This window comes from Bacillus sp. T3 (assembly GCF_033449965.1).
In the GTDB taxonomy this organism is placed as follows: domain Bacteria; phylum Bacillota; class Bacilli; order Bacillales; family Cytobacillaceae; genus Bacillus_BU.
The window spans coordinates 1,927,430-1,954,373 of the sequence record NZ_CP137761.1 but is presented as its reverse complement, the minus strand read 5'-3'; the positions used below and the strand labels follow the sequence as shown (position 1 = coordinate 1,954,373).

At 37.6% G+C, this 26,944-nt stretch carries 29 protein-coding genes, 2 pseudogenes and 1 riboswitch; of the genes and pseudogenes, 15 read left to right on the top strand and 16 right to left on the bottom strand.

Annotation, left to right across the window (positions count from 1 at the left end; all coding sequences use genetic code 11):
- The first annotated feature begins 93 nt into the window (after positions 1-93).
- Positions 94-234: a protein YhfH gene (yhfH, locus tag RGF10_RS10185; RefSeq protein ID WP_318508912.1), complete on the top strand. Its 141-nt coding sequence runs from the start codon at positions 94-96 to the stop codon at positions 232-234.
- Complete coding sequence (gene yhfH / locus RGF10_RS10180; RefSeq protein WP_318508911.1) at positions 235-372, top strand: protein YhfH; 138 nt, start codon at positions 235-237, stop codon at positions 370-372. It begins immediately after the preceding gene.
- Positions 373-398: 26 nt separating this feature from the next.
- On the opposite strand, the gene RGF10_RS10175 is transcribed toward yhfH (RGF10_RS10180), so the two are convergent.
- The 4 genes from RGF10_RS10175 to RGF10_RS10160 form a co-directional block, all read right to left on the bottom strand.
- Positions 399-593, bottom strand: coding sequence for a hypothetical protein (locus RGF10_RS10175; protein ID WP_318508910.1), 195 nt, complete (start codon positions 591-593; stop codon positions 399-401).
- A gap of 87 nt (positions 594-680) precedes the next feature.
- A complete protein-coding gene (locus RGF10_RS10170) occupies positions 681-1,871 on the bottom strand; it encodes an MFS transporter (RefSeq protein WP_318508909.1) in 1,191 nt (396 codons plus the stop codon).
- A gap of 328 nt (positions 1,872-2,199) precedes the next feature.
- Positions 2,200-2,886 (bottom strand): LrgB family protein, encoded by a 687-nt coding sequence (locus tag RGF10_RS10165; RefSeq protein ID WP_318508908.1) that lies wholly within the window; start codon positions 2,884-2,886, stop codon positions 2,200-2,202.
- The gene (locus tag RGF10_RS10160; RefSeq protein ID WP_318508907.1) at positions 2,861-3,259 is read right to left on the bottom strand and encodes a CidA/LrgA family protein; all 399 of its coding nucleotides are present in this window, start codon (positions 3,257-3,259) and stop codon (positions 2,861-2,863) included. Before RGF10_RS10160 ends, RGF10_RS10165 begins: the two co-directional genes overlap by 26 nt.
- A 281-nt stretch (positions 3,260-3,540) precedes the next feature.
- Here RGF10_RS10160 and RGF10_RS10155 point away from each other — a divergent pair, with 281 nt between their 5' ends.
- Positions 3,541-4,140: an SCO family protein gene (locus RGF10_RS10155; RefSeq protein ID WP_318508906.1), complete on the top strand. Its 600-nt coding sequence runs from the start codon at positions 3,541-3,543 to the stop codon at positions 4,138-4,140.
- Positions 4,141-4,180: 40 nt separating this feature from the next.
- Here the strand turns inward: RGF10_RS10155 and RGF10_RS10150 are convergent, their stop codons facing one another.
- Entirely contained in the window at positions 4,181-4,327 is a 147-nt protein-coding gene (locus RGF10_RS10150; RefSeq protein ID WP_318508905.1) for a hypothetical protein, read from the bottom strand.
- Between the two features lie 224 nt (positions 4,328-4,551).
- On the opposite strand from RGF10_RS10150, the pseudogene RGF10_RS10145 reads away from it, so the two are divergent.
- Positions 4,552-6,178 (top strand): annotated as a pseudogene (locus RGF10_RS10145) (ABC-F family ATP-binding cassette domain-containing protein).
- A gap of 68 nt (positions 6,179-6,246) precedes the next feature.
- On the opposite strand, the gene RGF10_RS10140 reads toward RGF10_RS10145, so the two are convergent.
- Entirely contained in the window at positions 6,247-6,378 is a 132-nt protein-coding gene (locus RGF10_RS10140) for a YuzL family protein (protein ID WP_318508904.1), read from the bottom strand.
- A 108-nt stretch (positions 6,379-6,486) separates the two neighbouring features.
- Here RGF10_RS10140 and RGF10_RS10135 point away from each other — a divergent pair, with 108 nt between their 5' ends.
- Both RGF10_RS10135 and modB read left to right on the top strand, forming a co-directional pair.
- Positions 6,487-6,729 carry a YkuS family protein gene (locus tag RGF10_RS10135; protein WP_318508903.1) on the top strand — a complete coding sequence of 81 codons (243 nt, stop codon included), beginning with the start codon at positions 6,487-6,489 and terminating at the stop codon, positions 6,727-6,729.
- A gap of 593 nt (positions 6,730-7,322) precedes the next feature.
- Entirely contained in the window at positions 7,323-7,985 is a 663-nt protein-coding gene (gene modB / locus RGF10_RS10130; protein ID WP_318508902.1) for a molybdate ABC transporter permease subunit, read from the top strand.
- 153 nt (positions 7,986-8,138) lie between these two features.
- Here the strand turns inward: modB and RGF10_RS10125 are convergent, their stop codons facing one another.
- Positions 8,139-9,275 carry a D-alanyl-D-alanine carboxypeptidase family protein gene (locus tag RGF10_RS10125; protein ID WP_318508901.1) on the bottom strand — a complete coding sequence of 379 codons (1,137 nt, stop codon included), beginning with the start codon at positions 9,273-9,275 and terminating at the stop codon, positions 8,139-8,141.
- Positions 9,276-9,505: 230 nt separating this feature from the next.
- On the opposite strand from RGF10_RS10125, the gene RGF10_RS10120 reads away from it, so the two are divergent.
- Complete coding sequence (locus RGF10_RS10120) at positions 9,506-9,829, top strand: hypothetical protein (protein ID WP_318508900.1); 324 nt, start codon at positions 9,506-9,508, stop codon at positions 9,827-9,829.
- A gap of 171 nt (positions 9,830-10,000) precedes the next feature.
- Here the strand turns inward: RGF10_RS10120 and RGF10_RS10115 are convergent, their stop codons facing one another.
- The 3 genes from RGF10_RS10115 to hutU are packed head-to-tail and all read right to left on the bottom strand — an operon-like array spanning position 10,001 to position 13,976.
- Positions 10,001-11,023, bottom strand: coding sequence for an agmatinase family protein (locus RGF10_RS10115; protein WP_318508899.1), 1,023 nt, complete (start codon positions 11,021-11,023; stop codon positions 10,001-10,003).
- On the bottom strand, positions 11,005-12,294 hold the full coding sequence (gene hutI, locus RGF10_RS10110; protein WP_318508898.1) for an imidazolonepropionase: 1,290 nt from the start codon (positions 12,292-12,294) through the stop codon (positions 11,005-11,007). The genes RGF10_RS10115 and hutI overlap by 19 nt, the downstream gene beginning before the upstream one ends.
- A 5-nt stretch (positions 12,295-12,299) precedes the next feature.
- Positions 12,300-13,976 carry a urocanate hydratase gene (hutU, locus tag RGF10_RS10105; RefSeq protein ID WP_318508897.1) on the bottom strand — a complete coding sequence of 559 codons (1,677 nt, stop codon included), beginning with the start codon at positions 13,974-13,976 and terminating at the stop codon, positions 12,300-12,302.
- A 168-nt stretch (positions 13,977-14,144) separates the two neighbouring features.
- Between hutU and RGF10_RS10100 the strand changes: the two genes are divergently transcribed.
- The 5 genes and pseudogenes from RGF10_RS10100 (at position 14,145) to yidC (ending at position 19,372) form a co-directional block, all read left to right on the top strand.
- A complete protein-coding gene (locus RGF10_RS10100; RefSeq protein WP_318508896.1) occupies positions 14,145-14,597 on the top strand; it encodes a cupredoxin domain-containing protein in 453 nt (150 codons plus the stop codon).
- A 439-nt stretch (positions 14,598-15,036) separates the two neighbouring features.
- Positions 15,037-17,262, top strand: a complete 2,226-nt coding sequence (gene pflB, locus RGF10_RS10095; protein WP_318508895.1) for a formate C-acetyltransferase — start codon at positions 15,037-15,039, stop codon at positions 17,260-17,262.
- Positions 17,263-17,342: 80 nt separating this feature from the next.
- A pseudogene (gene pflA, locus RGF10_RS10090) lies at positions 17,343-18,082 on the top strand (pyruvate formate-lyase-activating protein).
- A 188-nt stretch (positions 18,083-18,270) separates the two neighbouring features.
- Entirely contained in the window at positions 18,271-18,561 is a 291-nt protein-coding gene (locus tag RGF10_RS10085; protein ID WP_318508894.1) for a hypothetical protein, read from the top strand.
- A gap of 28 nt (positions 18,562-18,589) precedes the next feature.
- Complete coding sequence (yidC, locus tag RGF10_RS10080; RefSeq protein ID WP_318508893.1) at positions 18,590-19,372, top strand: membrane protein insertase YidC; 783 nt, start codon at positions 18,590-18,592, stop codon at positions 19,370-19,372.
- 298 nt (positions 19,373-19,670) lie between these two features.
- Here yidC and RGF10_RS10075 read toward each other — a convergent pair whose 3' ends face one another.
- Positions 19,671-19,874, bottom strand: coding sequence for a DUF6501 family protein (locus RGF10_RS10075; RefSeq protein ID WP_318508892.1), 204 nt, complete (start codon positions 19,872-19,874; stop codon positions 19,671-19,673).
- Positions 19,875-20,132: 258 nt separating this feature from the next.
- Here RGF10_RS10075 and sda point away from each other — a divergent pair, with 258 nt between their 5' ends.
- Positions 20,133-20,258, top strand: a complete 126-nt coding sequence (gene sda, locus RGF10_RS10070) for a sporulation histidine kinase inhibitor Sda (protein WP_248278391.1) — start codon at positions 20,133-20,135, stop codon at positions 20,256-20,258.
- Positions 20,259-20,347: 89 nt separating this feature from the next.
- On the opposite strand, the gene RGF10_RS10065 is transcribed toward sda, so the two are convergent.
- The 5 genes from RGF10_RS10065 to RGF10_RS10045 form a co-directional block, all read right to left on the bottom strand.
- The gene (locus RGF10_RS10065) at positions 20,348-20,581 is read right to left on the bottom strand and encodes a hypothetical protein (RefSeq protein WP_318508891.1); all 234 of its coding nucleotides are present in this window, start codon (positions 20,579-20,581) and stop codon (positions 20,348-20,350) included.
- A gap of 83 nt (positions 20,582-20,664) precedes the next feature.
- Entirely contained in the window at positions 20,665-21,849 is a 1,185-nt protein-coding gene (locus tag RGF10_RS10060) for an MFS transporter (protein ID WP_318508890.1), read from the bottom strand.
- A 16-nt stretch (positions 21,850-21,865) separates the two neighbouring features.
- Entirely contained in the window at positions 21,866-22,279 is a 414-nt protein-coding gene (locus RGF10_RS10055; protein WP_318508889.1) for a MarR family winged helix-turn-helix transcriptional regulator, read from the bottom strand.
- A gap of 129 nt (positions 22,280-22,408) precedes the next feature.
- Positions 22,409-23,506 carry a bifunctional diaminohydroxyphosphoribosylaminopyrimidine deaminase/5-amino-6-(5-phosphoribosylamino)uracil reductase RibD gene (gene ribD, locus RGF10_RS10050; protein ID WP_318508888.1) on the bottom strand — a complete coding sequence of 366 codons (1,098 nt, stop codon included), beginning with the start codon at positions 23,504-23,506 and terminating at the stop codon, positions 22,409-22,411.
- 12 nt (positions 23,507-23,518) lie between these two features.
- Positions 23,519-24,262, bottom strand: a complete 744-nt coding sequence (locus RGF10_RS10045) for a GTP cyclohydrolase II (RefSeq protein ID WP_318508887.1) — start codon at positions 24,260-24,262, stop codon at positions 23,519-23,521.
- 199 nt (positions 24,263-24,461) lie between these two features.
- Positions 24,462-24,574, top strand: a riboswitch (SAM riboswitch).
- 84 nt (positions 24,575-24,658) lie between these two features.
- Here RGF10_RS10045 and RGF10_RS10040 point away from each other — a divergent pair.
- Both RGF10_RS10040 and metC read left to right on the top strand, forming a co-directional pair.
- Positions 24,659-25,771: a methionine biosynthesis PLP-dependent protein gene (locus RGF10_RS10040; protein WP_318508886.1), complete on the top strand. Its 1,113-nt coding sequence runs from the start codon at positions 24,659-24,661 to the stop codon at positions 25,769-25,771.
- A complete protein-coding gene (metC, locus tag RGF10_RS10035) occupies positions 25,771-26,943 on the top strand; it encodes a cystathionine beta-lyase (protein WP_412176695.1) in 1,173 nt (390 codons plus the stop codon). Before RGF10_RS10040 ends, metC begins: the two co-directional genes overlap by 1 nt.
- The last annotated feature ends 1 nt before the right edge of the window (position 26,944 follow it).

Genomic DNA, 26,944 nt, shown 5'->3' with positions numbered 1-26,944 from the left:
AAAAAGGGCTATACAAACACAACAAATCATAATATACTGTATTACAACAGAAGAAAACTTAAATAATCTGTATTATAAAAAGGAGGAATATAAATGATTTATCAAAATCCAGTTGAAAATTTCCGCCAAGGGTCTACAAAGGTTTGTCCAGAATGTGGGAGCCATATGAACGAACAAGAGCAATCTTATATCCAAGAATGTGATCGTTGTCTTTCTAAAAAGGAGGAATTCTAAATGTTAATCCAAAGCCCGGTTGAGTTTTTCCGTACATTACCGAATAAAACTTGTCCAGAATGTGGCGAGAGCATGTTTGAGCAAGCGGAATCATATCTATCGGAATGTGACCGCTGTTTATCAAAAAAAGAAGAATAAAAAACGGCCCAATGCGGCCGTTTTTTTTATAAATTTTCGTTTTGTTGTTTTATTTCATCCCCCGCCAATATGGCATTGGCTAGTTCTAACTGTTTGTGTTCATTCACCGAATCGCCTGGAATACTTTTTGGATTTGGAAGAGCACTGTCAGTTTGAACCGTAACGGTTGATTGTTTTGGAGCAGTTGTTTCATAATTCAAGGACGTTAACTTTTTATTCAAATTATCCACTCCTTCAATTTATATAAATCATCATGGTCTTTTTATTATTTTCTAAGAAAGAGTGTTTATCCAATTAAATATTTTGAACTAATTCCTCGCCAAAACTTTATGTTTTGATGGGTCTTCCTTTTCAATCTTTATTAACCAAATACTTAATACTACCCCAATCAAAGCTAATACACTGAAGAACAAATATACCATCTTTATTCCTCCTTGGTCATAAAAAAATCCACCAAAGAAAGTGCTAAACCAATTTCCAAAGCCATTTCCAATCGCCGAATAAATAGTAACTGCAGTAGCTGTCATTTGTACCGGGGTTATGTCCCGTATATATTGAAGTCCAGCAGGAATAAATAAACCGACTGACAGGCCTTGCATAATTGCCGTGAGATATACGATAGGCAGACTTGGCTCTGTATAATAGAAAAACCATCTTAATAATGAAATAACGCCTGCGATTGTGGCAACCTGCAATAATCCCAGTCTATGTATCCATGCACCCGCTAATTTCATAAATGGGATTTCAGAAAGTACTGCAATAAGAAACGCTATTCCAATTCCAGTATAGGTCCCACCTTGTTCTTCTACAAATAATCCAAAATACGTATTATTTGCAAGATTTGGTCCAAAAATCAAAAAAGTTATCACTAAAAAAATAATAAATTTTTTAAAAGTTAACATTTCTTTAATGCCTGCTAGTAGTGGCTGTTTTTGTCCCATCGCTTTCTCTTTTGGCAACTTACTAGATAAAATAGCCGAAAGAGTAAGCGAAATAAAAAAACTATAAAAAATCACCGTTTCATCAATTTCAGAAAGGCGCCCCATAAAAAATACTGCCAAACCAAATCCTAATGACCCAAACAATCGAATACTCCCATAATTTACTCTAACTTTATTGGAATATTTTAAGGTGATGCTATCAGAGATCGGGATGATTGCACTTTGAAACAAAGCTACCATTATGGCCACGATTATAAACCAATAAAATGCATGATTAAGTAAGTATCCAAGCGAGAATACTCCTGCAACTAGTGTTGTTCCAGTTAATATTTTGACTGGAGAATTTGTTATGTCAGCAATCATCCCCCAAATCGGTTGAAAAAAAATCATCATAATCGGACTAATCGACATGATTGTTCCAATTTGGTAGCCAGTTAACCCTTCTACTTCATTTAAATAAACACTTAATAATGGATAAAGACTGCCGACTCCAAAGAAAGTGAATAAATAAAATCCCTTCATGGTTAGGATATTTCGTCTAACTTTATTCGTTTCCATGTTACCCTCTCCTGCTGTAAAAACAAATTCACACGAATGTGCAAAATTTATTGTACCATCACCAATGTGAGATAGCTAATGCAATAAAGGCTGGGTTAACATGTCTGTTGATTTCCGCTCCAGGTGCTCCCTTTCCGCGGGGAGTCTCGCACCTTCTACTCCAACAAGAGAGTGCTCAAAAATCAACAAGGTTCTTTAACTCAGTCTTAATAAAAAATCGCATACTATTTTTTTATCACGATAAGCACAATTATTTTTCCCACAAAAAAAGACATACTACGCGAGTATGCCAGTTCAGGTAATGCTAAATTTCAGGAAATCATCTTTTCTATATTAAATGAGGTAATACAAATGGAAGTACCGTAGAAATCAGGATGGCTGCAATACCCATTGCAACTCCAGCTACAGCTCCTTGTAATTCCCCCTCTTTCGCAACCTCTGCTGTTCCAATCCCATGCGCCATTGCCCCAATGGCCAAGCCTCTTGCAAACGGATGATGAATGTTAAATTTATTCATCAACCACGGACCGAACATCGCACCACACATACCAGTCATCATGACAATACCTGCAACTAGAATGGCATCTGCACCAATGATTTTCGAAATCTCCGATGCTACTGGAATCGTTACGGACTTAATACTAAGAGAAGCCAACATATACTTTGCTAAATGAAACATTTTTGCAATATAGATGGCAAGCAATATCGTTACCGTTGTCCCCATGGATAAACCAACGATTGCGGGAATAAGATACTTCCTCAAAAGGCCACGATTCCGATATAGCGGTACGGCTAGTGCCACTGTTGCAGGTCCAAGGAGATAAGTCATGATATCCTTTGCAGTAACGTATTCATTATAGGTTACCGAGCTACCAAGGAGAATCAAAATCACAATGGCCGTCCCTAGGAAAACAGGTGTAGTAAAAGGAGACGGGTACCTTTGAGATACTTTTCTAACCAAACAATATACAACGACTGTTAAACTAATACTATAGATGGTGATGATGCTGTTCACTTCGGATCGCTTCCTTTCTATTTACTAGCGCCTGCGAAAGAGATCCTGATACGAGAATTCCAACTAATGTACTGATAACTAGAACAACAAGCAGTGCTAAACCGTTCTTTAGAAATAATGGTGCGAGGGTCATCAAGCCAACAGAAACAGGAATAAAAAAGAATGATAAATGCTTTATTAAAAAAGTCGAGACCTCGTCAACCCACGTTAACTTTACAGCACCGGTAGATAATAAAATGAAAAGAAGCAGCATCCCCATAACATTTCCAGGTATGGGAAGATGAATAACATCCACAACGATAAACCCAACTTTGTTTATCAATAGCAAAATAAACAGCTGAAGCAAAATAAACATGACTCTTCCTAATTTCAAAAGAAATCCCCCTTTATTCAAATAACGAATGAACAGGCAGTGTTCACCCACATTAATGTAAGAAGATCTCCTTTTCCCCTATAAACACAGATTTAATTTTATCTATATATTTAAATAATACTATCCTAATTTTCGTTATTTATCAATATATTCAGAATTTTATTTTTTTACAAACATTTCTTCTTAATTTCTAGAAAATTGGAATTATATCGAAAGTGTTCACAAAATGTCCATATGATTATGTGAGTTTTTTCCTTATCTTTAAATGGGGAGGGATTTTGGTGAAGAAAGTATATTTTATATCCACAGCGCTTATCATATTAGGTATTACCTCTGGAATTCTTTTTTTCGTCTTACGGGACGCGAATGCAACAATCCCAGACAACGTATCTTTAGTTACACAAAATGGGGATCCATACGTATTTAAAGAAGCTGATAAAAAGCTAAAATTGGTTGAATTTATGTATATTAATTGTCCCGATATTTGTCCAACGACCACACAAAAAATGAATTTATTAAAAAAGCAACTAGAAAAAGAGGGTGTCTTTGGGGATAAGATACAATTTATTACGATAACAATTGATCCATATAACGATACACCTGAAGCATTAACAACCTACATGAAAAACTTTGATATTGAAAATGACGGTAACTGGATCTTTTTAACTGGTGACCCTAACAATATTAAGCAAGACTTGAAAGAAATTAAGTCAGCAGCAGAACCATTTAAATTCCAATTCCGCGACCCTGGAGATGGATATTTTGTACATACATCCCTTACCTTCTTAGTCGACGAAAACAATAAGTTTATTAAGAAGTTCCCAATGGGAGAAGACTTTAATAATAAAGAAGTGTTCAATAAAATCATGAAGGAAATATAAAAAACAAGCGGTGAAAGAACATTCACCGCTTGTTTTTATGTTAAGATTTAATCGTCATTGATGGAGCATGATTCGGTTGAACTAGTGTTAAAACAAACTGAGATCTAGGCTTTGTAAAGCTGACGTTAATTCCTGATTCTTTTAATTTGTTGACGAAATCAACTAAATGATTTTTAACCATCATCATAACCCCTTTATCCTACCCGATTCATTACTATTATTGTACACCAAATTGTAGTAAAAAAAATGAAAAAATCAAAAAAAGAAACCAAATTTTTTGCATTCTTGAATTTTCTGTATTATCATTTTACTCCACTAGTATGTGGAAAGAACCATTAATATCTCTAAATCGTTCGCTCTGTCCGTTTTTTATGTTATAATTTCGTAGATTATGTTTTTGGAGGATTATAAATGATTACAGTTAGTAATGTAGGTTTACGGTACGGAGACCGCAAGTTGTTCGAGGATGTGAATATTAAATTTAATCCTGGCAATTGCTACGGTTTAATTGGTGCAAACGGCGCTGGAAAATCAACATTTCTCAAAATATTGTCAGGAGAAATTGAGGCGCAATCAGGTAACGTTTCAATGGGACCAGGCGAAAGACTTGCAGTTTTAAAACAAAACCATTTTGAATATGAAGAACATGAAGTGTTAAAGGTCGTTATCATGGGCCACACAAGACTTTATGAAATAATGCAAGAAAAAGATGCCATTTATATGAAGGCTGATTTTACTGATGAAGATGGTATGAGAGCCGCGGAACTTGAAGGAGAATTTGCAGAATTAAATGGTTGGGAAGCGGAATCTGAAGCAGCGATTCTTTTAAAAGGTTTGGGAATCGAAGAAGATCTCCATTATAAAACAATGGCTGAATTATCTGGTGGCGAAAAGGTAAAAGTATTGCTTGCGCAAGCTCTTTTTGGCAAACCGGATGTTTTATTACTTGATGAGCCTACAAACCATCTTGATATTAAGGCGATTCAATGGTTAGAAGAGTTCCTAATTAATTTTGAAAATACAGTGATTGTTGTTTCCCATGACCGTCACTTTTTAAACAAGGTATGTACACATATTGCTGATTTAGACTTTGGAAAAATTCAAATCTATGTCGGTAACTATGATTTCTGGTATGAGTCCAGCCAATTAGCACTTAAAATGACACAGGACGCTAATAAAAAGAAAGAAGAAAAAATTAAAGAACTCCAAGCCTTTATTGCCCGTTTTAGTGCGAATGCATCTAAATCAAAGCAAGCAACTTCACGTAAAAAATTATTAGATAAAATATCGTTAGACGATATTCGTCCGTCTTCAAGAAAATATCCTTATGTTGGATTTACACCTGAACGCGAAATCGGAAATGATTTATTACGAGTTGAAGGTGTAAACAAGGATTTAGATGGGGTTTCTGTATTAAAGGACTTCAATCTGATTATGAACAAAGGTGACAAAATTGCTCTTGTTGGACCTAATGAAGCAGCGAAAACAGCTTTATTTAAAATCTTAACCGGAAGAACTTGAGGCAGATAGTGGATCTTATAAATGGGGTGTCACAACTTCCCAAGCGTATTTCCCGAAGGATAATGCTGAATTCTTTGAAAGCAGTGAGCTAAACCTTGTTGACTGGCTTCGTCAATTCTCACCTAAAGATGACAGCGAAAGCTTCCTACGCGGCTTCCTTGGTAGAATGTTATTTTCTGGTGAAGAAGTTTTAAAGAAGGCGAATGTACTATCAGGTGGCGAAAAGGTTCGCTGTATGCTTTCAAAAATGATGTTAAGTGGCGCAAACGTTCTATTGCTTGATGAGCCTACAAACCACTTAGACCTTGAATCCATTACGGCATTAAATAATGGCTTGATAAACTTTAAAGGTTCATTAATTTTCTCATCTCACGATCATCAATTTATTCAAACAATCGCCAACCGCATCATTGAAATTACACCAAATGGCGTGATTGATAAACAATTGACCTATGATGAGTATCTTGATGATACGAAGCTTCAAAAGGAAATCGCCGAAATGTACAATGAGGCTTAATTCTAAAATATAATAGGTCTGACTCGACTAGTTTACAAAAATTAGTTTGAGTCAGACCCCTTTTATTTTTAGGAACGTTTTTGCTTCTTACGTGAGGAATCTTCAGCACGAGCACCTGTTTCCATATTGGTTGTTCCTTGACCTTCTACCTGCGGCGAACTAAGTCCTATTGTTGAAGGGTCTTTTTTTCGTTTACTCACCCCTACACCTCCCCTCTACTAACAATCTAGAGATTATTTTCTCCAAAATGAACGAGAATATTTTTGCTTAGGTTTGGAAAACTTAGATTTTGTGAGGAGGTGTTTGATTTGGCTAAAATTGGTGTAGAGCAATCTTTAACTGATGTTCAACAAGCCCTTCGTGAAAAAGGGTATGATATTGTTGAATTGAAGCAGGAGCAGGACGCACAGGGCTGTGATTGCTGTGTCATTACTGGATTGGATTCTAATGTGATGGGTATGAGCGGCACGACAACTAGCGCTTCCGTTATCGAAGCGAATGGATTAACGGCAGATGAAATCTGTCAGCAAGTCGAAAAAAGAATTCAATAACTACTAGAAAAGCGCAAGGCGCCTGTTTATCGGCGACAAGCACAAGACGAGCCGGCCGAAAGGTTGTACTTTAACCTTTTGGACGGATTGGCTTGTGACCTCGAGCCGATGGCGCCTGGAGCTAGGCACCCATCAAACTTATATACTTTCTTTACTTGTAGGAAAGACTAAAAGCTACTTTAGTCTTAGGCTGTAGACAAACTCAATATAAATTGGGTTTGCCTGCAGTTTATTTATTTTTCCCATTAATGTGGGCTGTTGATCTCCGTTCCAGGCGCTTCGCGGACCTTAGGGGCGGGCGGTGAGCCTCCTCGCCGCTTCGCGCCTGCGGGGTCTCACCTGTCCCGCTGCTCCCGCAGGAGTCTTCGCGCCTTCCACTCCAATCAACAGAGTGGGTAAAATCAATGGCCGTTCAATAATCTAGCTTTGATCCACTCAGACTAATCTGGACCTAACGATCTCAAAAAATGGCTTTAGTCTTTTTCAATTTCCCTTAATACTGCTTTTTTTCTCAATGAAATACTGTTCCTTTCGCTCGTTATTCGATATAATTCGTACTATGTTTTATTAAAATATCGAATTTGTGTATTGGAATGATAAAGTTGAATCAAAATTATTGGACACCAGTAAAACTATCACTTCAAATTTCTTCTGTCGCTGTGTTAATTGTCCTTATCATTGGGATTGCGGCGGCGATATTCATGACTCAAAAAAATTTCCGTGGGAAAATCGTTTTAGAAACGATCATGCTTCTTCCGCTTGTCCTACCACCAACCGTAGTTGGCTTTATTTTAATTATGGTATTCGGAGTACAAAGTCCAGTTGGACAATTTTTTGAAGCATTATTTGGACAATCCATTATGTTTACATGGTGGGCAGCATTGATTGCAGCCATTGTGGTTTCCTTCCCCTTAATGTATCAATCTGCTAAGACTGGTATTCAGTCGGTTGATCGCGATATTGAAGAAGCAGCAAGAATTGATGGTGCAAACAACATAAAGGTTTTGTTAGCGATTACGCTTCCACTCTCAATAAAATCTATCGTGTCTGGTTTTATCCTTGCCTTTGCGAGAGCACTTGGGGAATTTGGCGCGACGTTTATGTTTGCCGGAAATCTCCCTGGCAAAACACAAACCATACCGATCGCTGTTTATGTTGCTTTAGAATCAGGAAAAGTAGAATTAGCATGGTTATTTGTCATTACCATAATAATTATTTCGTTTTTCATGCTAATCCTAACCACGATTATAAAGTAAGAACATAGTTGCTTATCCTTTGTGCTCTCCTACTCATAAACGACCAAAAAAGCAGTGCGTTTCTTCATAAGGAATCGCACTGCTTTTTATATTTAGTATTGGGTTCTTTAACTAAAGGATTTGACTGTTCCAACAGGTAGCACGTTTTTTATTTTACTTTTTTCTTACACTAAATGCCGCTCCAGTCGCCAACACAGCAATCGTCCCAAAAAACACATTCATGCTTTTAAACGGGGCGTTATTTTCTGATGAAGGGATGACCTTTTGCTTTTTAAGTTGTTTTTGATTTGGGACTAATTGAATTTCTTGAATGGTTTCATTTTCTGGTGTTTGAACACGCAGCATGCCTTTATTTGAAACCTCGTATTTAACCCCTTCGATAGGTTCGGTTATTAGTACTAATCCCCTTGGTTTAAACACTTTATCTTGAATTTTAAATGTATCTGATTCTGCTAATTGCGACCGTTTAAAATGTTGAAAACCATAATCAAATAATTGTTTTGTATCATTATAAATATCACGTTTATAATCCGTTTTTAATACAATTGCAGTGAACTGCAATTGCCCATTATCAACAGTGGTAGCCAGTGTTTGTTTGGATTCGTTCACAAAACCAGTTTTCCCGCCGGTAACACCTGGATATGGGATTTCTCCTTTTAGCATTTGATGGTGGGTAATTAATGTGGTATCCCAAGTAAGTCCATCCCATGTTAATTCTTTTGTGCCAAATATTTCTTTAAAGTCTTTGTTTTTCATTGCATAGCTTGTGATTTTTGCTAAATCTGCAGCAGTAGTATAATGATTTTCATCGTATAAACCATGTGGATTGACAAAATGAGTATCTTTAACACCAATTTTATCCTTTAAATATTCATTAAGGTTAACGGAAAAATTTTCAACATTGCCATCTAAATGTTCAGCAATCGCGACGGCAGCATCATTTCCTGAATTAATTAACAGGCCTTGAAGTAAATGATGCAGGGGCACCTTTTCCCCGATCTCTAAATAAACCTTCGTTCCTTCTGTATTATAGGCATTTTCACTTACTGTGACGATATCGTTTAAATTACCTTTTTCGATTGCATAAATAGCGGTTGCTATTTTTGTAAGACTAGCGGGATACATTTTTTCGGTCGCGTTTTTTCCATATAATATGGCGCCAGTTTGGGAATCCATCAATACAGCTGCTTCACTTTTCAGCTGTAGATCATCCTGATGCTGGGCAAGCACTGGAGCTTGAGCTGTACAAAAACTCAATACGATAAGCAAAGTTATGAATATTTTTCGCACGAGATAACACACCTTACTATTTTAAAATAACAAATTTTATTTTAGCAAAAATCGACAGATATTTGTCGTATTTTATCGAATTGTTATATAAATGAAATACAAGCAATAGACACTTGTTAAATGACAGATTCGGCTTATAGAGATGATTAAGAAAATTTTAAAACTAATAGGGAATAACAATACTTTGGTCGAATTATTGAGATATAAACGTTTTTTCGGGGGGAAGTTGGATGGAATTCTTAATACCCTTGTTACTCCCTGTACTTATTATTTATTTTCTTTATTCTTCCTTAAAAAGAAAAGTTAATCGAACATGGCGAGCAATGTTAACCATTATATTTTCACTATTCTTTATTGCCGGTATTATCATCGGATTGTTTATAGGGATGAATTTAGGTGGTAACGATTACGAAAACTTTGTATTCAATGGATTACGTGGATACGAAGCAGTTGGACAAATCGGGGCTATCATTGGCGGAGGTCTCGGAGCGGTGTGTGGATTTTTACTTGTTCGCATAATTGTAGGACTAAAAGGCCACGGAAAATTTAAATAACAGATTAGAAAATTAGGGAATGCAGCTCAAGCTAAAGAAACAGTCTAGTTTCATAAACAAAGCGCTAAAAACCTCGATATACAAATAAAAAAGCAATGGGATTTGGAATACAAATCGCACTGCTTATAAATAGTTTTGTAGCTGTTGGCTATTCCTAACGAGAATGGCTAATTACTCAGTGGAGTTTTTTGTAGGATCGTTCCCATTAGTCTTCCTTTGAAATATTCCAGATAAACAGGATAAAAACACATGCGTTCCAGCTTTAACGGTCGCCTGTGAATTGGCGTCCCGTAGTGGATCTAAACAAACAATATCCATTGCCCTTACCTTTGGACACTGACCAGCAATATATACAGCTTCAAATAATTCATGCGTCCCCATGCCTCCAGGAGTAGAAGCAGGAGCACCCTGGGCAACACCTATATCAAGTACATCCATATCCACGGTCAAATAAATAAAATCCACCTTGTCATATAACTCGTTCAATGCCCTTTCTACTGTTCTTTGAATTCCACATTTTCTAGCTTCTCTGAGTGTTATATAATGAACCCCCTGATTCTTCGCATATTGAATAAGGGAAGGAGCGTTAAAATAGCCATGAACTCCAATATTATAAACATGGTCACCTGCGACAATACCCGATTGAATTAAATTTCGGATGGGTGTTCCGTTCGTCGGTCCATGATCCAATAAATCACGTAAATCTAAATGAGTATCAAATTGAAGAATTCCAATTTTAGTTGAAGGTTCACATTCTTTTATCCCAGCCACAAGCATGGCTGTAATCGAGTGGTCTCCTCCGATGGCAACAGGAAAACTGCCGGTAAATGTACTCCGCATCCATTTGCTTATTATTTTGATATTTTGATGACTCTTTTGGTTATTTGTTACATGTATAGACACATCTCCTAAATCGGCGACAGAAAGACTTTGAATATCTAGATCGTAATCAATATTATAGGTTGAAAAGCTTTTCCAAGATCGCCTAAATGCCTCGGGAAACTCAGATGCGGCCGATGGTGAAATTGAAGTTCTTGATAGCGGCACACCGACCATTACTACATCCCATTTTTGATCTGATAAAAAATGATCATGTCCTTCCATTTGATGAATCCACTCATGAACTCTTAAATCTGGACTGGAACGTGATTGCTTCCAGTAAAACGGCGGAGGATTTAAGGGAAAGCTTTGCATAATACCCCTTCCTTCATTACCACTTTTCCTGATTTCAAAACCGTATCGGTGAGATTGTGTCCATAATGATAGAATAAATGTAAATAGTCAGGAGTGTTTAAGATTGTAATATCGGCTTTTTTTCCGACTTCAATGCTACCAATCTCATGATGACGATTGATGGCATGTGCAGCATTTATCGTTACAGCTGTGATAATTTCTGCTGGGGTTAACCTCATGTTAAAACAGGCAAGATTCATAATAAATGGTAAGGAACAGGTTGGTGAGGACCCAGGGTTACTGTCTGTTGATAAGGCAATCGGTACACCACTATCAATTAATTTTCTTGCATTTGCCATTTCCGCCATTAGGAAAAAGGCTGTACCCGGCAGCAAAACTCCTACGACTCCTTTTTCTACTAATTTCTGAATTCCACGATCAGATACCTTCATTAAATGATCAGCTGAAATGGCACCCACAGCTGCCGCCACTTCTGCCCCACCATATGGTTCTATTTCATCAGCATGGATTTTTGGTATCAGGCCTAATTCTTTACCGGCTTCTAAAACTCGCAAGGACTGTTCGGGCGTAAACAAGCCCCGTTCACAAAACACATCGTTAAATTCCGCTAAGCTTTCCGCTGACACTTGAGGTAACATTTCCTCGATAATTTCATCAACAAATCGATCTGGTTGGTCTTTATATTCTTTTGGGATGACATGTGCTCCCATAAACGTTCGCACAACATCAATAGCATGTAATTGATTCATTTTGGCAGCTACTATTAATTGTTTGCGCTCTGTTTCCCAATTAAGTCCATACCCACTCTTTACTTCTACTGTCGTGACACCATGACGAAGAAATACATCGAGTCTTTGTAATCCTTCTGTTACTAATAATTCTTCAGATGCAGCACGGGTTCTAGCCGTGGTAGCATGGATTCCCCAACCCTTATGCAAGATTTCCATATAGGTTGCTCCTTGCAGGCGGAGCTCAAATTCCTGTTCTCTTGACCCCGCGTACACTAAATGAGTGTGTGGATCGATCAAACCAGGTAGGACCACCTTGTTTCTTGCATCAATCGTATAAGCTTCTGGCAGTTTATTGTGATAGTCACGCAGCAATTCTGGGGTCGTACCCACTTTTTTAATTCTGTCATTTTCAATCCAAATGGCTCCATTCTTGATTATCGAAAGCTGATTCATTTGTTCTTTTTTTGCAGGAGAAGTTGAATAGCCAGCCATTGTGATCAACTGAGAAGCATTTTTTATAAATATTGGCCGATTTTCCATTTTTTCTACTCCTTACGATTCATCATTGGAATGTTTAGTTTGTGCTTTCGAGCAAAATCAATCGCTTCTTGGTAGCCAGCGTCAACATGCCGCGCAATCCCCATGCCAGGATCCGTAGTTAACACCCTCTCCAGTCTCTTTTCCGCTTCTAGGGTTCCATCTGCGACGATAACCATTCCCGCATGAATGGAATAGCCCATTCCTACACCACCACCATGATGAAGCGAGACCCAGCTTGCCCCACCGACAGCATTAATCATCGCATTAAGTATTGGCCAATCAGCAACAGCATCGCTCCCATCCTTCATTGCTTCCGTTTCTCGATTCGGGGATGCAACAGAACCAGAATCTAAATGGTCACGACCGATGACAATAGGACCCTTTAATTCACCTTTTGCTACTAAATTGTTGATAATTTTTCCAAATCTAGCCCGTTCTTCATAACCAAGCCAGCAAATGCGCGCAGGTAAGCCTTGAAATTTAATCTTTGATTGTGCCATCCTAATCCATTTACACAGGGGTTCATTGTCCTTGAACTCATTTAGAATTGCTTTATCTGTTGTGTAAATGTCCTCTGGATCCCCCGATAATGCGACCCAACGAAACGGTCCCTTACCCTCGCAAAATAATGGGCGAATATAGGCAGGAACAAAGCCTGGAATATCAAAGGCTGCCTTAATTCCTTCATCAAAAGCAATCTGGCGAATATTATTCCCGTAATCAAAGGCTATGGCTCCCCTTTCCTTCATCGATAACATCGCTTGAACATGGATCGCCATGCTTTGTTTTGCTTTACTTACCAGCTCATCGGGGTTCGTATTCCGAAGTTCCTTCGCTTTTTTTGTGGTCAATCCTATCGGAATATATCCATTTAACGGATCATGTGCAGACGTTTGGTCTGTGATGATATCGGGTATAAAGTTTAATTTGATCAGAGCTGGAATAAGTTCAGCCGCATTCCCAACCAATCCAATCGAAAGTGGCTGCCCGTGTTCCTTTGCTTCTTCAGCAAACCGGATCGCTTCATCCAATGAGTTTGCTTTTATATCAAGGTATTGGCTTGCGATCCGTCGTGCGATTCGATTAGAATCCACCTCAATAGCAATACACACCCCTTCGTTCATGGTCACTGCAAGTGGTTGAGCACCACCCATCCCCCCTAAACCAGCAGTTAATGTAATGGTGTGCTTTAGCGAACCACCAAAATGCTGACGTGCAATCTCGGCAAATGTCTCATAGGTTCCTTGAATAATTCCTTGGCTGCCGATATATATCCAACTTCCTGCTGTCATTTGTCCATACATCATTAACCCTTTTCGATCTAATTCATGAAATGTTTCCCAATTCGCCCACGCAGGTACAAGGTTAGAATTGGCTAATAGGACCTTGGGGGCATCACGGTGCGATTTAAATATTGCTACTGGTTTCCCTGACTGGATCAGCAGTGTCTCATCTTCTTCAAGTGTTAACAGGGAATCAATGATGGCCTCAAAGCATTCCCAATTTCGAGCAGCCTTACCTAACCCGCCATATACAATAAGCTCATCAGGATTCTCAGCGACATCATGATCAATATTGTTTGCTAGCATCCTAAGCGCTGCCTCTTGAATCCATCCTTTTGCATTCAGGTGTTGGCCAGAATATTGATATTGCCGTAAATTCTGTTTTAGTTTTTTATTCATAGTCAGCCCTCCTATTCCTTACGCTATTTTAGGAAGCTATCATCTTTACCACGTTTTCGACCAAGTTAATCGAGCTTTTTTCTTTTGATGATGGGGAAAGTTTTGGACAAGTTTTCTCCTCATACCTGCATATATTGTTATGTGGACTACTAATTCGGGGGTGTTTTCATGCATTTTTTTATCGTCAAGAGAAAAACAGTCGCAATTCTATTGATCCTTTGCTGTTCAATCTTTGTCACGTCCATTTGGATCCTTTCAGGTTCAAAAAAATCAGTCACTACGATAAATCAGTATGAGGAGAAGGTTCGAGATATTCACCTGGTAACAGGAGAATTTAAAGCGAAAACAGTAGATGGGAAAGAAATTGAAGCCTATCGGTGGGATCCAGGAACTATTTTTATAAATAAAGGAGAAAACATTCGCCTAAAGATTTTCGGTATTAATGGTAGAGAGCACCCTTTTATAATTGAAGGGACTAAAATTAAAGGAACGGTAACCCAGAATAAGGAAACCGTTATTCCACTTCAATTTAATGAAGAAGGAGTTTATCGATTAATTTGTTTAACTCATCCTGATAAGGAACATAATGGACCAATGATTGCCTATATCATCGTCGATTAATTACAAACGATAAAGCCAAAGAACAGAGATTGTTACTCTGTTCTTTTTTTTGACCTAAGTTACCCTTTCCGATTGATTGCGAAATAGACGTTACTACTGCAATGGTTAACAGGGATTTAGAAAAATTCCCATTATTCTTACCCAAAGATTTTGGAATAATAATATTAACTTTAACCATATAAAAACAGGTTTTAGTTTTTGTATAACAGTTTTTGAAATAACGCTTTCAATTATAGTACAGTTTAATATTTCGAGTGATTTTTATTAGTTCACCAATTTGTCAATTTCTTATAAACCGCTATATATCAACATTTATCATTTAGAATAAAAATTTATTATGAAAAACTGTGATAATTCTCACATGATTTCTGTTATAATAAATGTAAGATAAATTCATCGAAACTGTTATATACTTTTTACCTAAAGAGGTGCTTTTACGATGGAACAATGGAAAAATTTTGCTGCAGGTACATGGACAAAGGAAGTTAATGTACGAGACTTTATTTTAAAAAACTTTAAGCCTTATGAAGGAGACGACTCCTTCTTAGTAGGTCCTACAGAAGCAACAACAAAGCTTTGGGATCAGGTTATGGATTTAACGAAACAAGAACGTGAAAACGGCGGCGTTTTAGATATGGACACAGAGATTGTATCAACCATTACATCTCATGGTCCTGGATATCTTAATAAAGATCTTGAAAAAGTTGTCGGCGTTCAAACTGACGCTCCATTCAAACGCTCAATGCAACCATTTGGCGGAATTCGTATGGCAGCTCAAGCTTGTGAATCATATGGCTTTGAATTAAATAAAGAAGTTGAAAAAACGTTCACTGATTACCGTAAAACACATAATGCCGGTGTATTCGATGCTTATACAGATGAAATGAAGCTTGCTCGTAAATCTGCTATCATTACAGGACTTCCAGATGCTTACGGCCGCGGACGTATTATCGGTGACTACCGTCGTGTTGCTTTATACGGTATTGATTTCTTAATTAAAGAAAAGAAAAAAGACTTAGCTGGTACATCTTCAGTAATGAGCGAAGAAAACATTCGCCTTCGCGAAGAAATTTCCGAGCAAATTCGTGCTTTAAATGAATTAAAGCAACTAGGTGCTGCTTATGGATTTGATTTATCCGTTCCAGCGCAAAACACAGTAGAGGCATTCCAATGGTTATACCTTGGTTATTTAGCTGCAATTAAAGAACAAAATGGTGCAGCAATGAGCCTTGGACGCGTTTCAACCTTCTTAGATATTTATATCGAAAGAGATTTAATGAATGGTGTATTAACAGAGGAAGAAGTTCAAGAAATCGTTGATCACTTCATCATGAAGCTTCGTCTTGTAAAATTTGCAAGAACACCGGATTACAATGATTTATTCAGTGGTGACCCAACTTGGGTAACGGAATCAATTGGTGGTATGGCGCTTGATGGCCGTCCTTTAGTAACTAAGAACTCATTCCGTTTCCTTCATACACTTGATAACCTTGGACCAGCTCCAGAGCCAAACTTAACAGTACTTTGGTCATCTAAGCTTCCAGAAAACTTCAAGAAATATTGTGCAAATATGTCTATTAAAACAAGCTCAATTCAATATGAAAATGATGATATCATGAGCCCAGAATATGGCGATGATTATGGAATTGCTTGTTGTGTATCTGCAATGGAAATTGGTAAGCAAATGCAATTCTTCGGTGCACGTGCTAACCTAGCAAAAGCTTTATTATATGCTATTAACGGCGGGATTGATGAAAAACTAAAAATTCAAGTTGGTCCTAAATACCGTCAGATTACGTCTGAATACCTTGATTATAATGAAGTAATGGAAAGCTTTGACCTAACAATGGAATGGTTAGCTGGACTTTACATTAACACGCTTAATATTATTCATTATATGCATGACAAATACAGCTATGAGCGTATTGAAATGGCGCTTCATGACACGAAAATTCTTCGTACTATGGCAACAGGAATCGCTGGTTTAAGTGTTGTAGCTGACTCATTAAGTGCGATCAAACACGCAAAAGTAAAAGTGATTCGTGATGAAAATGGTCTAGCTGTTGACTTTGAAACAGAAGGCGATTTCCCTAAATACGGAAACAACGACGATGCAGTTGACAATATCGCTGTTGATGTTGTTCAACGTTTTATGAAAAAATTACGTAAACATCAAACATACCGTGATTCATTGCATACGATGTCAGTTCTAACCATTACTTCAAACGTCGTTTACGGTAAGAAAACTGGTAACACACCTGATGGACGTCGTGCAGGTGAGCCATTTGCACCAGGTGCAAACCCAATGCACGGCCGTGATACAAAAGGTACATTAGCATCACTTTCATCTGTTGCTAAGCTTCCTTATGAATATTCATTAGACGGTATTTCTAATACGTTCTCTATCGTACCGAAAGCACTTGGTAAGGATGAGGAAAGCCGTATTCAAAACTTAGTTTCGATCCTTGACGGATATTCAATTAAAACTGGTCACCACTTAAATGTTAACGTATTTAACCGTGAAACATTAATTGATGCAATGGAGCACCCAGAATTATATCCGCAATTAACGATTCGTGTATCTGGATATGCTGTTAACTTCATTAAACTAACAAAAGAACAACAATTAGACGTTATTAACAGAACATTCCACGAAACAATGTAATAAAATTTTAGCAAACTAAAAATGAACCTTCCTCTTCATGCGAAGTGGAAGGTTCTCTGTTAACGGAAGGAGAGCTCATTATGCTCGGAAACATTCATTCAATTGAAACATTTGGTACTGTCGATGGCCCAGGAATTCGGTACGTTATTTTTACGCAAGGTTGTCTATTGCGCTGTCAATTTTGTCACAATGCGGATACGTGGGAAATAGGTACAGGAAAACAAATGTCTGTTTCTGAAATCATGAATGATCTACGCTCCTATTTACCGTTCATTCAGTCATCTGGCGGAGGAATCACTGTAAGTGGTGGAGAACCATTATTACAACTCCCCTTCTTACTAGAATTATTTAAAGAATGTAAGAAAGAAGGAATCCACACTACCATTGACTCCTCTGGTGGTTGCTTTTCAACAGCACCACAGTTCCAAGACCAGCTAATCGAATTGTTGAATTACACAGATTTAGTCCTGCTAGATTTGAAACACATTAACCGAAAAAAGCATATCAAACTAACCGGTATGCCAAATGACCATATTTTAGAATTTGCTAAGTTTCTATCAGAACGCCAAATTCCGGTTGGATTAGGCATGTTCTAGTACCTGGCATCACCGATGATATTGAGGATCTTAACCAAATGGGACAGTTTATTTCTACATTGAAAAATGTTGAAAAGGTCGAAATCCTCCCCTACCATATGCTCGGTGTATATAAATGGGAAGCTCTTGGAATGGAATATCCACTTAAGGATGTTAAACCGCCAAGTGACGAAAAGGTTGCAGAGGCCTATAAAATCCTTACAGAACAAACCGTTACGGTATAATAAAGTAAAGGTGCTTTTCCAAACGGAAATGCACCTTTTTTTCTATGAAATCATATTTATATTCATTTTTTGAAACAAATTGTTCAATACGTTCGTATATAATTTATTGTTTTCTTCTATTTTCCATTGTTCTAAATCATTTAATTCTATATACTCAATTCATTAGTGTAAAAAAAGAGGTGAGAATAATGCTTGAATATATTCTGGATTTTTCAAATAGCTATGGTCTATATTCCATATATGCAGGCCTTGTTCTTGGTCTTTTTATTAAACTCTTTTTAGTATGGTCTTTACAAGAAGCCAATATCGACATATTTACAAAAAAAGTACAAGTTAAATTAACGACCAATGATATACAGATCCAAAAGAAAAGCAGAGTTGCTCCAAATCAGATTCTTATCTGGATTATCAAGTTCATTCGTAATAAAACGGGAACGGGTGATGATCAAGAAGCGTCAATGATTCTCCTTCAACCATAGAAAAAATAATTTTTCCTAGGAGGAAATCATGAAACTTTCAAAATCAACGCTTATTTTTTCCATCATTGCCACTGTGACCTTATTCTTATCAGGTTGCTCAGCAGCGAGCGCACAAGATAATAGCAGCCTATTTCATCAAATATTAGTCGGACCGATTGCAACAGGTATTCACGGATTGGCTAATCTTTTTCAAGGCAGCTATGGATTGGCGATAATATTCATTACATTTATCATTCGTTTAGTGTTAATGCCACTTATGCTAAGACAATACAAAAGCCAACAGCAAATGAAAGAAAAAATGGATTCACTAAAACCTGAGATGTCTGAACTTCAAGAAAAAATTAAAGCAACAAAAGATAAAGTTGAACAGCAAAAGCTTCAGCAGGAAATGTTTGGATTATATAAAAAACATGGGGTAAATCCGTTAGGAATGGGCTGCTTACCTTTACTTATCCAAATGCCTATTTTAATGGGATTATATTATGCAATAAGAGGTTCGAAAGAAATAGCGAGCCACACCTTCCTATGGTTTAACTTAGGTCATTCAGATATTTGGATTACGCTTTTAGCTGGTGTGATTTACTACTATCAGTTTAAAGTATCACAATCTAATCTCCCAACTGAACAGCAGCAACAAATGAAAATGATGGGACTACTATCCCCTTTTATGATTGTGTTCATGTCGCTAAATGCACCTGCAGCCCTGCCGCTCTATTGGACTGTAGGAGGATTATTTCTAATCCTTCAAACAATGCTTGGGCGTAAAATGTACCAACCAAAAACAGCTAAAAATATATCGCTAGAAAAGTAAGATTTCACTCTAAGTTATTGAGCGGACATAGAGTATCTTATTTTGATAAAAATAACCTTTTGTTGGTCATATGTGGACATAGGATACCCTATTAATATAATAACCACTGAATCATGCCAAATAATGATCAAATAACGAACCTGTTGTCCGTTTAGCCTATCAAAACAACACTTTTTGTGAAATTAGCGGAACAGATGTCCGTTGCAACAGATCAAATAAAAAATGAAGCCAAACTCAATTTCCATTGAGTTTGGCTTCATTCTTAGGCTGTTAGCTCGAATGCTAACAGCCTTTCTTATTATACTTCTTGAAAATATTCCTTGTAATACCCGCCAACTTTTCCTGAATTATCAATGATAAAGTAAAATTCATCTGTCTCGTTTTTTACTTCATACGTTTTGCCCTCTGTTAATACTTGATTAACCACATATTTTTTTGCATTTGTATGAACACAGGTTACTTTTTTGATTGATTCGCGATCATGCCATTTATTATGAATCAAGATGTGACACTCCTTTAGAAATCTATTTCTAATTTATTATAAGGAATGGATAGGACAAACAGCAACCCTATTGTTCATTTCCAGGGTTAAATCTCAGTTGGATCTACTTGGTAAAAATATTTGAATTTTACCAATTTTGAAATTAATTTCATACAATTGAAATAAAAATAAGGGTTTTCAAAACCTTGAAAAACCTTTACAATAAATTCAAACTTAATAATATTTCCTTAAAACCGAGGAGGCATGCAAGTGAAAATTATGAGTAATGAGCAATTAATCGTCTCGTATCGTGATGCATTGAAGTCGGATAAGGATAAGGATTGGATTAAAGTTTTGAAGGATGAAATTCAACGACGTGGGTTAAGACCATTTAAAAAAGGGTAATCAATTATCAACACCGCTGTTAGTTAGCTAACAGCGGTGTTATTTTTTTGTATCTCTTTTGAGCAAAAAAATAAACCGAATAAATCGGTTTAAGAAAAATCCATATATGAAAAATCATTGAAGCTTTGCGGATGCCTACGTTTTTCGGACAGGGCAGATTCAATAATTTCCTTGTTTTCAACCTGAAGATCTAAATCTGCACAGGATAAACAATGTTGAAATCTTGCTCCAGTAAGAAAAACATCTATACCATCCTCGTTGAGAAAAAGGACATTCTCCTCATAAGTCGAAAAACGGTGTGAACTGTGCTTTAGTTCATGCATTCCTCTACTTCCCTCCGTCATAATTCTTCTATATATTCATTATATACCAAATTTTCTGTCATTAATTGTGTCTAATTTAAGAACTAATGACTTTGAACCTTTTTTCGATATGCAGTCATGTTCCGTCCATGAATCATGTAATAAATAACAATCCCGAGTAAAATAATAATTGAACTTGATTGGTAAATTTGGTGAAAGCCAATTTCATTAATTGCGAGTCCAGCGACATAGGAACCTACTCCAATTCCAATATCAAATATAGAAAGATAGGTGGCTGTAGCCATTCCCCTTTGTTTTGGTTTTGCATATTGAACAGCGATCGTTTGGAAGCTAGGTGAAGCCGTTCCCCACCCTAACCCAATTAATGCAGCCGCAAGGATAAAAACAAAGGCGGAATGTACCGATCCAAGGACATACATGCCAACAGCAAAACAAAACAGTGCGGGGTAAATAATCCAATTTTCACCGTATAAATCGAACCATTTGCCAGTAAACGGTCTGGATAAAAGTAACACAAGCGCATATACAACAAAAAACCAACTTGATAACTCCACTAAACCCACTTCAACTGCAAAGACAGAAACGAAGGAAAGAATGGAAGCATAGACGAGCCCTAACAAGGATCCTAGAATTGAAATAGGAATGGCAGATCGTTCAAATAGATTCTTCAATTGAAATGATGGAACAACAGACGATTTTTGTTTAGGTAGTTTGATACCAAAACCACATATTAAAGCTAATCCAGAGCTTATTAGGCAAACTGTAAATAGCATCGACGTTGTGAATTGATTAATGATTGTAAGCCCAATAAAAGGGCCCACGACCATCGCAACATTATTGGATAAGACAAAGTAGCCCATCCCCTCTCCTCGGCGTGAATCTGGGAGAATATCAGCGACAATCGCACCGGTGGCTGTCGTACTCATTCCAAAGCCAATCCCATGTAAAAGTCGAAGTAATAGTAGAGTAGAGAGTGAGTTAGGAAAAAAATACAAGCACGATGCACCCGAAAATATAATTAGTGCACTAATTAGCGTTCGTTTTTTACCAAAGCGCTCTAACCAGTATCCAGCAAATGGTCTGGTAACAATAGCTGAGACCAAAAATACTGTAGTCAGCAACCCTGCATTTGCATTACTGCTGTGAAATTCTTTAATTGCATAAACCGGTAACGTTACTAGGAAAATGTAAAAGGCCAGAAAAACAAAAAAGTTTCCCCCAGCTATCAATAAAAAATCCTTTGTCCATAATGTTTGATTCTTGTTCATAAAAATTACGCCTCGCTTATAATTGTTTAAACCATGCTGATAAAAGAGCAGTTAATTCTCTTTTTGAAGCTTCTGTAAGTGACTCACTTAATTGGTAATTCAAATTCATGACCGCTTTTTCCCATTCAGGAAAAGCAAGAAGAGCTTTTTCCGATAATTTAATATACTTTTTGCGTTTATCAGAACCTGATTCTTGAATTATATACCCCTGTCTTGCTAACCGCATAATCGTCCTTGTCATCGGAGGAGCCTCTACCGATAGGTAATCACAAAGTTCCTTTTGCGTAAGAGTCCCTTTTTCTTTTAAAACATAAATAACGGACCATTGTGCACTATATAAACCAAATGGTTGCAGTACTTCGTTTAGTTTTTTCGTTAACTTTCTAGAAAGCTGATGGACTTGATGAAATAATTCATGTTCAATAATCAATTGATCCCCTCCTTTTCTCTTACCTAGGTAATTATTTAATAAAAAAAGTAACTACTTCATTCATTGAAATAGTTACTTAGGTAAGTATATTCTTTGTTCACAAATATGTCAATTTTTTTAGTATTATTGTTATTCACCTTTCGGATAAGCAGTGATACAAAGATCGCTACCAATTTGTTCAATAGAATGAAAATCAACATTTATTGCTGCATCCATTGTTTCTGAATCTGGCCCGGCATAAGGTGTTTTTGAATTTCTCCCACCTATAAATTTCGGTGCAACATAGATCAAGTATTTATTAATTAAACCTGCTTGTAAAAATGTTCCGTTTAATTCACTTCCGCCTTCCAACAATACATCGGTTAATCCCCGATTATATAATTCACTTAGCACGCTCGGTAGATCTAGTCCTGACTCTGCAATAGGAACAGAGATTATTTCAAGTCCCTTTGCCTTTAACTCTTGAACTTTTTGCTCGTTAACATCCTCACCTGTAATAACCCATGTCGATGCATCCGCTGTTTCCGTAACTTGAGCGTTAAGGGGTAACCTTAAATTTGTATCAAGTATAATCCGAACCGGGTTTTTACCACCGTTAGGAAGCCTTGTTGTTAACTGTGGATCATCAGCTAATACCGTCCCAATCCCAACCATGATTCCATCTACCTCATTGCGTAGTTGGTGAACGGAGCTTCTGGCTTCGCTTCCCGTAATCCATTGGGAATGCCCATTATAGGTGGCTATTTTGCCGTCCAAGGTCATCGCCACCTTTGATATAATAAACGGAGTTTTCTTGACCATATTGTGAATAAACCGTTCATTTAGTAAGCGGGCTTCCTGCTCCAGCACACCAACCTCTACTTCTATTCCAGCATCCTGAAGGATTTTAATACCTCTACCGGCTACTAGTGGGTTAGGGTCTTGCATGGCAACGACCACCCGATTGACTCCTGAATCCTTCACAAGCTCTGCACAAGGAGGAGTTTTTCCATAGTGGGAGCAAGGCTCTAACGTAACATATAAAGTAGCATCCTTTGCATGGTCTCCTGCCATACGAAATGCATGCACCTCCGCATGTGGTTCACCTGCCCGGCGGTGCAGACCCGAGCCAACAATCATCCCGTCTTTAACAATAACAGCCCCTACGAGTGGATTTGGATTCGTTTTCCCTCTTGCCGTGGCGGCAAGCTCTAAGGCAATATTCATAAAATATTGGTCTGTTTTCATTTTAATAGCTCCTTAACTAGGTATTCGCGTTTGTTCTGGGATGTGCCCAGATTTTAAGATTTTCGTTTCTAAGTACTTTTCATTGTGTTCACTAATTCCACCCCAAAGCGGCATGTGAGAATTAGTTGAAAGACCTTTTTCTTTAAGTGCGTGAAGCTTTTTCGGGTTGTTTGTAATAAGGACAACTGGTTTTGATCGCATGGCTCGTAATATGAACAATGGCTCATCGTAAGCCCTTAAATCATCTTCAAAACCTAATGCGTGATTGGCATCAACCGTATCCATTCCCTGTTCCTGCAATAAATACGCTAATGATTTTGAAAAGAGGCCAATTCCTCTTCCTTCATGATTAGCCAAGTAAAACAATGCGCCGTGTCCATTCTCAACAATCATTTTCAGTGATTGCTGAAGCTGATATCCACAGTCACAGCGTTTGCTGCCAAAAATATCACCCGTATGACAAATGCTATGAAACCTAACGAACGATTGCTCACTGTGTTCAAAATCTCCATAAACTAAAATGGATGATTGCTGTAAATCAGCCAAACGGGCAGTGGAAAGTGAATCGAGAATCTGTTCTTTATCTATGTATTCCTCTTTTAATTTTAACCAAGAGTACCATTTAAATGTAACAACATTATCACCTAATTGCACGGGTAATTTGACTGGACCGACGAGACAAATTGCTGGTTTATTATCTATATTAATCATGGTCATCTTTTCTTTTAAAATATCTTTTACTTCTATTGAAAGCATATTTTCAATCCCCATTCTTCACTACGCTATTTTTACTATAATTATGTAACTGAGCATAAAATAGTAAACAATACGCGTCAAGTAATAAAGCTTCCTAAATTAATTGAGAATATTTATTGATTTCCCAGAATATTTTTATAAACTAATTGACATTATTACTATATATATAGTAAAGTTTAAAAAAATAAAATATTTTTATTTCTTATCCAGAGAGGTTGAGGGTATGGCCCGATGAAACCTCAGCAACCATCAATGATTTATCATTGAAAAGGTGCTAAGTCCAGCAAGTTGTAAAAACTTGAAAGATAAGGAGAATGGCTAAATGTCCCAACTACACTTAAGTCTTCTTCTTAGAAAGAAGACTTTTTTATTTTTACTTGAAAAGGAGTGGCGGCTTTGTACAAAATTGATACTGTGCTAGCGCAAATTGGAAATCGTAGTGAACAAACAACAGGAACAGTAAATCCACCGGTCTATTTTTCTACTGCATATCGACATGAAGGAATTGGACAATCAACCGGATTTGATTACACAAGAACTGGGAATCCAACTAGAAAAATTTTGGAGCAGGCGATAGCAGAGCTAGAAGCTGGCGACCAAGGATATGCCTGTAGTTCGGGCATGGCCGCCATCCTTACCATATTATCGATTTTCCAATCAGGGGACGAATGGATTGTATCCAAAGATTTATATGGTGGAACTTACCGACTCCTTGAACAAGGCTTTAAAAAGTGGGGCTTAACGAGCCATTATGTGAATACAACAAACCCTGAGGAGATTACGAAATACATATCTCCAAGAACGAAAGCAATCTTTATTGAAACACCAACGAATCCGTTAATGGAGCAAACCGATATAGGCGCAGTTGCGAAAATCGCCAATGAAAACAATATTTTACTAATCGTTGACAATACCTTCTATACACCGCTCCTGCAAAAACCAATTACACTTGGAGCCGATATCGTCATTCATAGCGCTACAAAATATTTAGGTGGTCATAATGACGTTCTTGCCGGTCTAATCGTCGCAAAGGGCAAAGAACTTTGTGATAAACTTGCCCTCTTTCATAATGCCGCTGGTGCTGTATTAAGCCCGTTTGATTCTTGGCTGTTGATTCGAGGCATGAAGACATTATCACTTCGGATGGAACGACACGAAAAAAATGCAAAAAGAGTCGTGGAGTTCTTATCCGCACACGAAGATGTAATCGATGTCCTTTACCCTGGTAAAGGTGGAATGGTTTCGTTCCGTATTAAAGATGCAGCCTGGGTAAATCCCTTCCTACAAAACATGAAGCTGATTTCATTTGCAGAAAGCTTAGGAGGCGTTGAAAGCTTTATTACCTACCCTACGACACAAACACATGCCGACATCCCTGAACACATTCGTGAGGAAACGGGTGTCTGTAATCGGCTTTTACGCTTTTCAGTTGGCCTAGAGGATTCAGAAGACATCATTAATGATTTACAACACGCGCTTACACACGCTAAAAAGGAGGTTGCGGTATAATGGAGACAAACTACACATTTGAAACAAGACTGCTTCACAATCGCCATAAAATTGATCCGAACACTGGGGCAGTGAGTGTGCCCATTCAGCATGCATCAACCTTCCATCAGTTTGATGTCGATCAGTTTGGAAAATATGATTATGCAAGAAGTTTAAACCCTACTCGGGAAGCTTTGGAGGATGTGATTGCCGAATTAGAAGGTGGTATAAAAGGATTCGCCTTTGCATCTGGGATGGCAGCTATTTCAACTGCCTTTCTCCTTCTCTCACAGAATGATCACGTAGTCATTACTGAGGATGTTTATGGTGGTACCTTCCGTATGGTAACCGAGGTTTTATCTAGACTTGGCATTCAACATACATTTGTTGATATGACTGACCTCGAAAAAGTTGAAAAAGCCATTCAACCTAATACAAAATTATTCTATGTTGAAACGCCTTCAAATCCATTATTAAAGGTAACGGATATACAAGCGATTAGTGATCTAGCAAAGAAATGCGGCGCTCTTACATTCGTCGATAATACCTTTCTAACACCTGCCAGCCAAAAACCACTTGAACTTGGGGCTGATGTTGTCCTTCATAGTGCCACTAAATTTTTGTCAGGTCACAGTGACGTTGTTGCTGGACTAGCTGTCGTCAAGGATGAAGAATTAGCAAAAAGATTAGGCTTTTTACAAAACTCATTTGGGGCTGTACTTGGCGTACAGGATGCTTGGCTTGTACTTAGAGGGTTAAAAACCTTACATGTGCGACTACAACACTCCGTCAAGGCTGCACAAAAAATTGCAGAGTTTTTACAATCGCAGGATTGGGTAGAAAAAGTATACTACCCTGGTTTAGCAAACCATCCGCAATATGATATCCAAGCTAAGCAAGCCAAAGATGCAGGTGCTGTGTTATCATTTGAATTGAAAAATGAAGAAATTTTCCGTAAATTTATAGCGAATGTAAAAATACCAGTATTTGCTGTAAGCCTGGGGGCAGTTGAATCCATTCTATCCTACCCAGCCAAAATGTCACATGCTGCAATGCCGGAAGCAGAACGATTACAAAGAGGGATTAGCAATCAATTGCTTCGTCTTTCAGTCGGACTAGAAAATCCGGATGATCTTATCGCTGATTTCACATCAGCCATTCATGATCATGCCGATAAACCTTTAGAGGTGTAAA